This is a genomic window from Xanthomonas sp. 3075 (assembly GCF_014197275.1).
GTDB lineage: Bacteria > Pseudomonadota > Gammaproteobacteria > Xanthomonadales > Xanthomonadaceae > Xanthomonas > Xanthomonas campestris_B.
The window spans coordinates 426,704-436,601 of sequence record NZ_JACIFI010000001.1; the positions used below are offsets into that span (position 1 = coordinate 426,704).

Sequence of the window (9,898 nt, forward strand, 5' to 3'; positions counted from 1 at the left end):
ATTAAAGCTTGAACGACGCCAATTCATCGTCGCCTTGAACCGCGAGATCTTCGTCGCCGCCGTGGTCTTCTTTAACCTCAACCTCGCCGATCAAAGTTTGCCAAGCCGTGCCAGGGTTTTGCTCCAAGACCGCCAAGAGATTGATGAACGCCGTGATTGTGGTGCGGGGCGTGCGGAAGAAGCTGTCACCAATCCGATTGGCGCAGTGCTCCATGAATTGCTGGACAGCTTCGTCAGGCAGCAGATACTTATCCGCATCACCGCCTGCGTAGACATGACGGATCTTGGTCAGAAGCACATAGAAGTCTTCTGCAGTGATGCTCGAAAGACGCACAACGGGTCCAGAGAAGTCGACCAGCCCTTCTTTGGCAAAAGTGTTTTGGGCCAAGCGACTTTGAAGCGCTTGGTAGCTGTAAACGCCGCGCCGGGTGTCCATCAAGAATTCCGGCGTGCCACCCAACACGAAGCCAAGACCCACAGCCGTGCCTTGGAAGGAGTCATTGAGCATGCGCAGGATCTGCTCATAGTTCGAGTTGCGTGCTTGTGCGTTGGCAAGCTTATAGAGATTGACGAGCTCGTCCAGGCACACCAGAAGGCCGCTAAAGCCGGCCAGTCGCACAAAGCGCCCCATCAGTTTGAGCTGATCGTAGACTGAGGCATCATCGACAATCGAGCGCACACCCAGCGCAGCTTTGGCGTCGGTCTTGGTGGAGAACTCGCCACGCAGCCAGCGAATGGCATCGGATTTTAGTTGCTCATTGCCTTGTTCAAAGCCCTTGCAATAAGCCGCAATGACATCAGCGAAGTCATAGCCGTTAACGAGTTCCGTCAGCTGTTCAAGCTTGGCGCGGATGACTTGCTCGGTGGGAACATCCTTTGCTTTGGCTTCGGTCTTGGCGGTCGCGATGAATTTCTCAACGACCCCTGGCAGCGCTCCACCGTCGGGCTTTGTGCGGGTAGCCAAGTTGCGCATCAGCTCTGCGTAAAGCGAACGGGCCTGGCCACCGGAGGCATGCAAGCGCCGATCGGGATTGAGGTCCGCACTCGCCACAACGAGCTTGCGCTCCATCGCGATGGCACGCACGAGGTTGAGGAAGAAGGTCTTGCCAGCACCGTATTCGCCAACGACCAGTCGGAACGAGGAGCCGCCATCGGCCAAGCGATCAATGTCGCTGACCAACGTTTCGACTTCGCGAATGCGCCCAACCTGGATCAGGTGCTGACCCGCACGAGGCACGACACCTGCACGCAATGACTGGATGACCGCATCACGATCCTTGGCACGAATAGGGTTGCTCATTGCTCTATTTTCTCGATGAACTCTGGGTTGATCTCCACCGGATCGTCTCCTTCAGAGAATGGGATGTCATAAGCATCAAACGATGCATCATTAATGTGTTCAAGTGCGCCGTCGAGCATCAGCTCCAGATCCGAAGCGCCATCTTCCAGTTCGGAGCGCGTCCAGTTGGGTCGGGAGAGCATGAGGCGCAGCAGTGCGCTATGTGCTTCATCCAAACCCAACAGGCCAGGAGTAGAAGCAGCTTCTTGACTGGGGAGCGGCAGTGCTTGGGGCTCGATGATGGGCTCAGGCACATCCTCGGTAAATATGCCAGCCAAGAGGGCAGAGACCTTGGCGGTATCGTGTTGGAGTTCGGCAATACGTTTGGGGTCCAGGCGAAACCGCTTGGCTGGCTCTACCTTGGTGGTGCTTCTTCCCGCGCTCACGGCATGGACATCACTAAAGACACGCTTGGTCTCCACGCCGAGCGTCTTGTAAACCTTCTCCAAGAAGCGCATTTCGTCTGGCGAGACCGTGCCGTCACTTTGCGCAAGGCTTGCCATTGAGGCCGCGATTGTTTCCTTGGTGGTTTGATCCAATGGATCAAGCTTTTTCTTGAGCGAGGCCAGGGTGATGGGTGCTTGGCTCAGCCACACAAGATGCGCACGAAGGCGCTTGTGGTCGGCGGGACTGAGGTGACTCCATGCATCAATCTCTCGGCCAAGATGTTCGATTTCGTGTGCACTGAAATCGCCATCAGCCTGCGCAACGGTGGAAGCAAGTTGCAAGGTCAACAGTGCGATTTGATACGCGCTGCTTTGGGCTTGATGGGTTTGGCCGGGCAGCAACGCGAAGAGGACCACAGGATCAGTGTCGCCAGGCGCTCGCGCGCCTTCGAGCACATTGGGCTCCATGCCGATGTGAGCCGCTTCAAGCGTCCTGGCAAGATCACGGATCTTTTCTCGGTTGAGCGGCGCACCACCATTGCCAAAGCGATCGGCAAGCTGGCTCAGGGGCAGGGTGATCGCAAGACCTTGAACCTCGTCCACCAGCAATTGGAGTGCTGCTTTACGCGGGGCAGGCCAAATGCTGGTGGGCAGGTGTAGCAAGCCATCCAGCGTATTCCGAACCTCGGGGTTCTTGTTGATAAGGCGACTCAGCGGGCCGAGTTCATCCGTGCATTGCTGGACTATTTCGTTGAGCTTTTTGATGGGCGCGGTGAGCGCGGTGACATCAGGTGTTTCGCCAAAGGTCTTGGGTTTGAAGCTGCTGCCATAAAAGGCAGGGGAAAATGTTTGTCTCGAAAATTTCAGCTTGGTGCGGTTCTTGGGTAGGACCAATCCCGCGTCAAAAAGCTCCCGGTAGCGCTCAACGAAGAGCTGATCGAATTCTTCAGCGCAGCGGACGGTAGGAGTGCGCATGGAGACTTCTGGGCTGAGGCGTGCCCAGGCAAGGGCCAAGGGTGCGGGAACCGGGGCACGATCCAAGGAGCATTGACCCAAGGCTAGGCGGAGGTAAAACGGAAGCTCATGGGTGCGCTGAAAGCGGGGGAGCGGCTTGGTGTAAAGCTTTTCCCCAACGTCATCAAGTTCCATCCAGTCGAGCAAGCTGTTGGTGTAGCTTCGAATTCGTCCATCGGCTTTGCCGTAAACGGCATCGAGTTGCCTGAGCGTTGCTTTGATGACTGGCCAGTCCTGCTTCGAATCGGGCTCTCTGACGCCATCGAGCACAACCCGCCTTTCGAGGCCATACAGGAACCGGAGCACATATGTGCTGTTGCATTCGGGATCGGATCGATCAGAAGCCAGCCAATTGATGTAAGCGCGGCGTTCAGTGGCAGATAGGTCAGCGTAGCTTCCCCAATAGCCACTTGGCTCGCGATAGTCGCCAGTTGCTGCAACAGAAAGGCGGCCATTGACCAAGCTCGGTTCGTCTCCGCCTGTTGGCGTAGCGAGATTGATCCCCGCGTAGAACAGCCCACCTGAGATTTCTACCTCACGAATTTCGATGATCTCGCCCGGCTGCACCCAACGCGTCTTCTCCCAGCCCGCAGGAGGCTTGGGCACCAAGAATTCCTTTGCAGGTGCACTGCCGGCGATGCTGGTGCGATGAAGTTCGTCCGTGGCGTTCGCCGGTTCCGTGCGGGAGGCCGCAGGCAACGGCGGCGGGGTTGATGGCACCTGTGTCTCGCTCGTCGGAATGGGAATAGGCGGCAATGCAGGTGGCAGTGCTGGGATCGTCTCAACTCTTTCAGCAGTTGGCGTTGGTTGGCTTGCAATCGGCACGATCCCGCGTTGGTCTTCGAGTTCGGCGCCGGCCGTAGGTTGAGCCTGCCGAGGTATGGCCGCTTTAGCAGCGACTGCACGCATGGCCTCGAGAAGATTGCTGTTCAGTTGCTGCGGCGATGACGGGGCTTCCGTAGGTGCCGAGGCGATGGTTTGCGCGTCTGGTGTCTTGGTTGTTCCTAGATCGCTTGGACTAGGCGAAGCAGTTGGGCGTGGGCGGCTCGGGGTGGGCACGATGATGCGCGGAGCGTCTGATGCGGCGTCAATGGCAGAGTTCGCTTGCCGACTGATTGATGGTTGCTCAGCCACAGCGCGCATTGCTTCAAGCAAATTGCCGTTGGGCTGCTGAGGGACGGGACGATCTTGAGGATTCCCGGTGGCGCTCGGTTCCAGTGCGGCACGTGTGCCTGACAGAATGATCGGAGACATTTCCGCCTGCCCGGGAGGGGCAGGAGTCGGTGATGCTACTGGTGTCGTCGGGCCGTGCTCGGCAATATGCGCCATCGCGGTCCGCAAGTTCCCAGGGCGGTCCTTTGCAGCAAGAGCTGGGTTCTGTGGAGGCGCCACCTGAGAAGGGGGAACTGATTGGCTCAACGCTGCAGTCGGTTCCGCAACGCGCTCGCTGGCAACCCGGTTGCTCTGCGAGGGCGATGGAGCGATCGGTGGTTGAGCAGCCTCTAGCATGGAAGAGAGGATCTTCCGATTGGCGCTAGCGGGATCAGCGGCTGTGGAGCCACGAGGTTTGCTTTGAACTCTCTTTGTTCCCGTCAGTTCCGCTAGGGTGGGCTCACGCACGATCGGGGCGGGCGGCTTCTGCTGCGCTTGCCACTTCACGAAGATATAAATCCCGAAAGCGACCACAACAGTAATGCCGATGGCAATCCACACTTGCTTAGGCACCATCGCGATGACCGCTAATGCGATCCCCAATGCGATCACGGTAAGGCCTGAGCCTTGTTTCTTTCTGCGTCTCGCCACGTGGCCCCCTGCCTACGGCGCATTTCCTAGGCCATTGTAGTGCCCTCAGACACGAGAAAAGCACCCGAGGAGTTTGCTTGGCATATCATCTTGGCGCCTAGGGCAACGGAGACCCGTACCATGTTTAGCCCGATGAGAAGCGCTGCCCAACCGCTATGAGCAAGTCTGGCCAGTAGTAGCAAATTCAAGGATATTAGGCGTGCCGGGACGCGCCTGCTTGTCCATGCGTGACCCGTCTCATCTCCAAACCACAGGGATGCTGTAATGACCTCCAATTCGAAAACGCCAGCTCACATCTTCTCTTGTTTTTTGCCGGAAAATAAAAATCCTATCGCGCTTGTGGTGGTGCCAGAAAATCCAGACGATGCGGAAATTCTTGATCCGACGAAAGCCAGCACAAAGCAGATTGGGAGTAGGTTTTCCCTGGTGCAGGACGACTTGGAGGAAGCTCAGAAAGCCCTTGAAAACATACCGCCGACGGCAACGTCGTTTCACAACAGCCTCGTTGCTTTCTTTGATATCGCATCGGGAGCAAAGGTAATTGAGTTCTATTGGATTGATGGTTCAAAAAAAAGGCATCTTCTTACCTATCAAGTATGGATGCAGGGAAGTTTGGTCAAGTTTCAAAAAACACAAAGCATTATCTCAGCCACTGGCGTTGCTCAGGCCTTAGGCACTGAGATAGTCAACGAGAGGTCACGGCTTGACGCTTCGGTTTCTGTTTCACCGAAGTCTTCACTACCGGATCCTTTTGGGAAAAAACGCTGAGGGGGATTGTTGAGATGGTTTTTGGCACGCCGCTGATGGGCTGGGCCTGCCAAAGTGAGAAGCGGGGATCGGAAATGCGATGCGCGTATTCTTGCCAGTGCGCGATGCAAATCTCCGTTGCCTCGTCTGCATTGGCTTTGGCTTGCTGAGGGGGAACACGACTGAGAGCAGCTAGATAGGCTTGGTTCCAAAATTCTTCGATGGTCATGGTAAGGTTTAGGTTGAGGACGGTGGCCTAGAACTAACCGCAATTTTCATCCTGTCAATGCCTTGACTTGCATTTTTTTTTACGCGCTGATGAGCATCCAAGCTTAGCGTCAGCTCCACCCGCATCAAAGGTTAATAAGAAAAGAATGATGTTGGATCGTCAAGTTCTGCAAATTGATCCTCCCCCGGAGCGGGGAAGTGAAGTGACCCTGTTTAGTGCTCATGCAAACGCTCAAAATCTCGTTGTTTTAGGCGATCCGGGTTCTGGGAAAAGCTCGCTATTCAAGGCTTATTCCGCCAAAGAAAGCGGATGCTACTTCACCGTTAGAGACTTCCTCAATACGCCATCTGACGAAGTCCCGCGTGATCAGATTCTTTGGATTGACGCGCTCGATGAGACGCGCTCGGGACGATCCGACCAATCTACGGTCGACCAGCTGACGCGAAAGCTAGCGATTATCCGGCCCAAAGGCATGCGATTATCCTGCCGTGTGGCGGACTGGCTGGATAAGACTGACCTGGCGGCGTTGCGGCCTTACTTCAACAAGTCAGGCGCGGCCACTGTAGTTCGGCTTCTTGCTCTCACAAAAAGCGAGCAGATGAGCGTGCTTGCAAGCAGCTGCTATGACGATGCTGAGCGCTTTGTTGAAGAAGCCATTCGGCGACAGCTCGGCCCCTTGCTGGAAAACCCTCATACCCTGCTGCTGCTCGCCAAGGTGGTCCGGCGAGGAAATTGGCCATTAAGCCAGACGGAACTCTTTGATCGCGCAGTGTTGCTTTTGCTTGATGAGCAAAACCCTCTTCATGCTGAGAAAGACTTGGGGCCAGGTCGGTTCACGGCCAAGGAGCTTCTCAGTGCAGCAGGAGCTTTGTGTGCGTTACGCTTGCTATCAGATTGCCAAGGCTTCTCACTTGCTGCGAGCTCCGATGACGAAAGCATCGCTTGCTACAGGGAGATCGATTTAGCGCCCAAGGCTGAGCTTTACGCGGCATTGAGTCGGCGAGCCTTCGTCTCAATAGGTCAGGGAGGGGTGGACTACACCCATCGCACGATTGCTGAGTTCCTCGCAGCACGCTACCTCGTTAGGCGGCCTTCATCCGGGTTCTCACTGGGTCGCTTGCTTGCCTTGCTTGGAGTTGAGGAACGCCCACCTACCGCGCTTCGTGGCTTGTTTGCTTGGCTGGTCACCCTCGTAGCTGACCCGACGCCTTTGATGGATTACGACCCAGTTGGTGTGCTGCTCTATGGAGATGTATCTAATTGGTCGTCAGCCAATCGGCTGAGATTGGTGCACGCGCTAGCGAGTCACAGCAAGCAAGACCCTTGGTTCTTGTCTCGCCGCCATTTGCCAGATACAGCCAAAGCCTTAGCTGATCCCGCTCTGACAGGGCAATACCAGCATCTGTTGACGTCATCGGAAAGCAGCTTGTCTTTGCGCCTATTTGTGCTGTCGCTGCAAAAAGGCGGCCGGATATTGCCAGGCTTTACGGCAATCCTCAAAGCACTCGTGCGGGATGTTAAGGCGCATTACGCATTGCGAGTTTTAGCAATGGAAGTGCTCCATGAAGGCGACGACGCTTCGCGGCACGCTTTGCTTGCTGCCTATTCTCACTTAGGTAGCTCTGAAGATGACTTGCGGTTACGTAGCGCTTGTCTTCATGCTCATCTTGGAGATGGACTCGACGCTAAGGATTTTATCGCGTTCTGGGATGATCTTGAATCGTATGAAGAGCAACTCCCGATTGGAATCACGATTGGGTTACTAGATCATGTGGACTCTTCGGTGGCAAAGGCGATTTTGGAGCAAATTCAAGGTCGTGCGATTCCTAATTCATCAGTCTTTGCAAGCCGGCGTGGGCCGCGTGAGGCATCGCGGCTTTATGGACGCCTTCTCGCCATCGCGTTGCCAGTCAGCACAAGTCCACAGCAATCCTATGACTGGCTCAAGTTCTATCTGCGTCGCGCTCAATACCATAGTCAAGAAGAATCGCTCGCCAAAGCGGTCAAAGCATCTCCCGATTTGGGAAGAAGATTGCTTCGCGCAGCATTGGTGCACGCCGATTTTTCCAAGGGTGATGAGAATTCCTGGTTTCGCTTCATCCATGCGATGAGGTCTTTGCTGGATCCAGACGACACGCTCAACGAAATGCTTCAAGCGGTGTATGTTGCCTCTGGCGAGCGAAGATCCTTGATCTATAAGGCAGCCTTGAATGAATCCCTGCGTCTAGGGGATAAAGCAGCTGAGCAAAGCGCTGAGTTTTCCGCCTTGGAGAAAGATGATCCAGTGCTAGGCGCGGTCCGCCAAGCATGGCAAGCGCAACGAAATCAGTCGCCAGATTTAATCTCCCAATACACCCAACAGGAGGAACAGCGGACCGAAGCTTGGCGAGTCAGCACGCAGGCGCGCTTTGAACATCATGCTGCGGCAATCAGCAGTGCTTCGGACTTGGGCTTACTTGCGGAAGCTGCGGAAATCTATTTCTGGCAAGACCAACCTCAGAGTGCAGCAGCACCTTCATCCCCTCAACTGCGCTTGAAGTGGGCACTAGGAGAGCAAGGCTCAGCCCGTGTTTTGAAAGGATTTGAGGCGTTAGTCACAGCACTTCCACCGCCAGCGCTGTCTAAATTGCTTGCCGATTACCGTGAGAAACGGTCAACGCGTTGGAGTGCATTGCTTGCGGCACTCGACGTCTATCGCGAACAAGGCGGTGAGATTGAGGAGCTTCCGGAGCCTTTGCTAGCATCGGCACTTTTGATTGAAGCCATTTTCCCTGTCTATGTGCATACAAAATCGTCGGTAGATCAGTGGCATCATGAATGGGTTGATGAGGTGGTTGAGGCCAAGCCGGCCTTGGCGGCGGATACTTACTTAGCCTTTTTGGCCAACGAGTTAGCCCAGCACAATCTCCATCCTCATTGTTTGATGGCGCTTGGTCATCCGGCGCTTTTAGGCGATCATCGGGGGCAGGCCTTAGTTCGCCTTTTGCACAGTTATCCGCTGCCCAAGGCTGATGTGCTCACGCAAATCTTGCTGTGGACACAGGAAGATGGCGTGTGGCATGCAATCAAGCCGCTTGCTTTGGAAACGGTCAACTCACTTCAAGCCAAGCCGTCACTGAGTTCGAATGAGCTTCAATGCTTGGGAATTTGGCTTTGGTTTGGCTTCACCATTGACCCTACTGTCTATCAGCCCATTTTAAGCAGCTTGTCGTCCGAGCAACTTGACGTGGCGATCTGGGAGATCCTGGAAGAAGGCGTGGACGCGGGCTTCGGATCGCATAAGTTCTGGTCGTATACATTGAGCCAGCTTGAGTTTGCCGTGACCTGGGCGGCTTCACGGTATCCGCAGACTGATCACCCGGTTGGCGGCTCAATGGGAACGCGCAATCCTTGGGATGCCTCGATGCATATCCAGTCCATGATCGCGCAGATCGCTTCGCTGACGAGCCATCAAGCGCGTGTGGTCATGGCTAGGTTGGTGCAGAGCTCGGAGTTGGAGAGCTACCGCGACTTGGTCTTGCACCATAAAGCCAATCAGCTGACCGCAAGCGTGGATGCTTCGCATGTCGCACCGAGTTGGGAGGTCGCACAGGAAGCGTTGGCCAATCGAGCGCCACACTCGCATCAGGATATGGTTGCCGTGGTTCTTGACCACTTGGCCGATGTGCAGCGACATATCAGTCATGGTAACGAAGACCCTTATAAGTTATTCTGGAACACCGATAGCGCGAATCGTCTTGATCGGCCCAAAACCGAAGATCCCGCCAGAGACGCGTTGCTCGGCATGCTCCGTTATCGCCTATCTCCTCATGAGCTTCGCGCAGAGCCCGAAGGGCATATGAGCGCCGATAAACGAGCCGACATCGTGATCTTGGGGCGAAATATTAAGGCGGTCATCGAGATTAAACGTGACTTTCACGCGGAGGTTTGGACTGCGGCGACCGAGCAGCTTGATCGGTTATACACCCCTGACCCGGAGGCTGGTGGCTTAGGTATTTACTTGGTTTTTTGGTATGGGGAGAAGCGCGCATCTACGATCCCAAGTCCGCCTAATGGAAAGGATCGGCCGCAGTCTGCAGCTGAGATGCAGTGCATGTTGCAAGAAACGCTGCCGAGTTCTGCTGCCAAAAGGATCAAGATAATGGTGATAGACGTGTCTGGTCCCGGCGCGGGCCTAGCAAGTTGATTTGATTGCGGTGCGCCTTTACCAAAGCGCTTGATGTTCCTTGTAGATCAAATCTGTAGTGCTGGAGTTCGATCATTTAAATAAAGCATGGCATGCCGCCTAGAGCGTGTTATGAACTTTGCTCTTGTCACGCTAACGTATGCGGATGAAGCCTCGTAAGCCATATCCGACCGATATCTCCGACGAAGAATGGG

Annotated in this window: 4 protein-coding genes; 2 read left to right on the top strand and 2 right to left on the bottom strand. The window is 55.2% G+C overall.

The window, feature by feature from the left end; genetic code table 11:
* Position 1: 1 nt before the first annotated feature.
* The gene (locus tag GGR62_RS01935) at positions 2-1,300 is read right to left on the bottom strand and encodes an ATP-binding protein (protein ID WP_184406291.1); all 1,299 of its coding nucleotides are present in this window, start codon (positions 1,298-1,300) and stop codon (positions 2-4) included.
* The gene (locus tag GGR62_RS21030) at positions 1,297-4,503 is read right to left on the bottom strand and encodes a TerB N-terminal domain-containing protein (RefSeq protein WP_326520226.1); all 3,207 of its coding nucleotides are present in this window, start codon (positions 4,501-4,503) and stop codon (positions 1,297-1,299) included. Before GGR62_RS21030 ends, GGR62_RS01935 begins: the two co-directional genes overlap by 4 nt.
* Positions 4,504-4,806: 303 nt before the next feature.
* On the opposite strand from GGR62_RS21030, the gene GGR62_RS01945 reads away from it, so the two are divergent.
* Positions 4,807-5,310: a hypothetical protein gene (locus GGR62_RS01945; RefSeq protein WP_184406293.1), complete on the top strand. Its 504-nt coding sequence runs from the start codon at positions 4,807-4,809 to the stop codon at positions 5,308-5,310.
* Positions 5,311-5,666: 356 nt separating this feature from the next.
* Complete coding sequence (locus tag GGR62_RS01950; protein ID WP_184406294.1) at positions 5,667-9,704, top strand: hypothetical protein; 4,038 nt, start codon at positions 5,667-5,669, stop codon at positions 9,702-9,704.
* Positions 9,705-9,898: the final 194 nt, after the last annotated feature.

Coding starts and splice junctions, on each gene's coding strand:
- GGR62_RS01950 (WP_184406294.1), top strand. CDS start 5,667: ATGTTGGATCGTCAAGTTCTGCAAATTGATCCTCCCCCGGAGCGGGGA.
- GGR62_RS01945 (WP_184406293.1), top strand. CDS start 4,807: ATGACCTCCAATTCGAAAACGCCAGCTCACATCTTCTCTTGTTTTTTG.
- GGR62_RS01935 (WP_184406291.1), bottom strand. CDS start 1,300: ATGAGCAACCCTATTCGTGCCAAGGATCGTGATGCGGTCATCCAGTCA.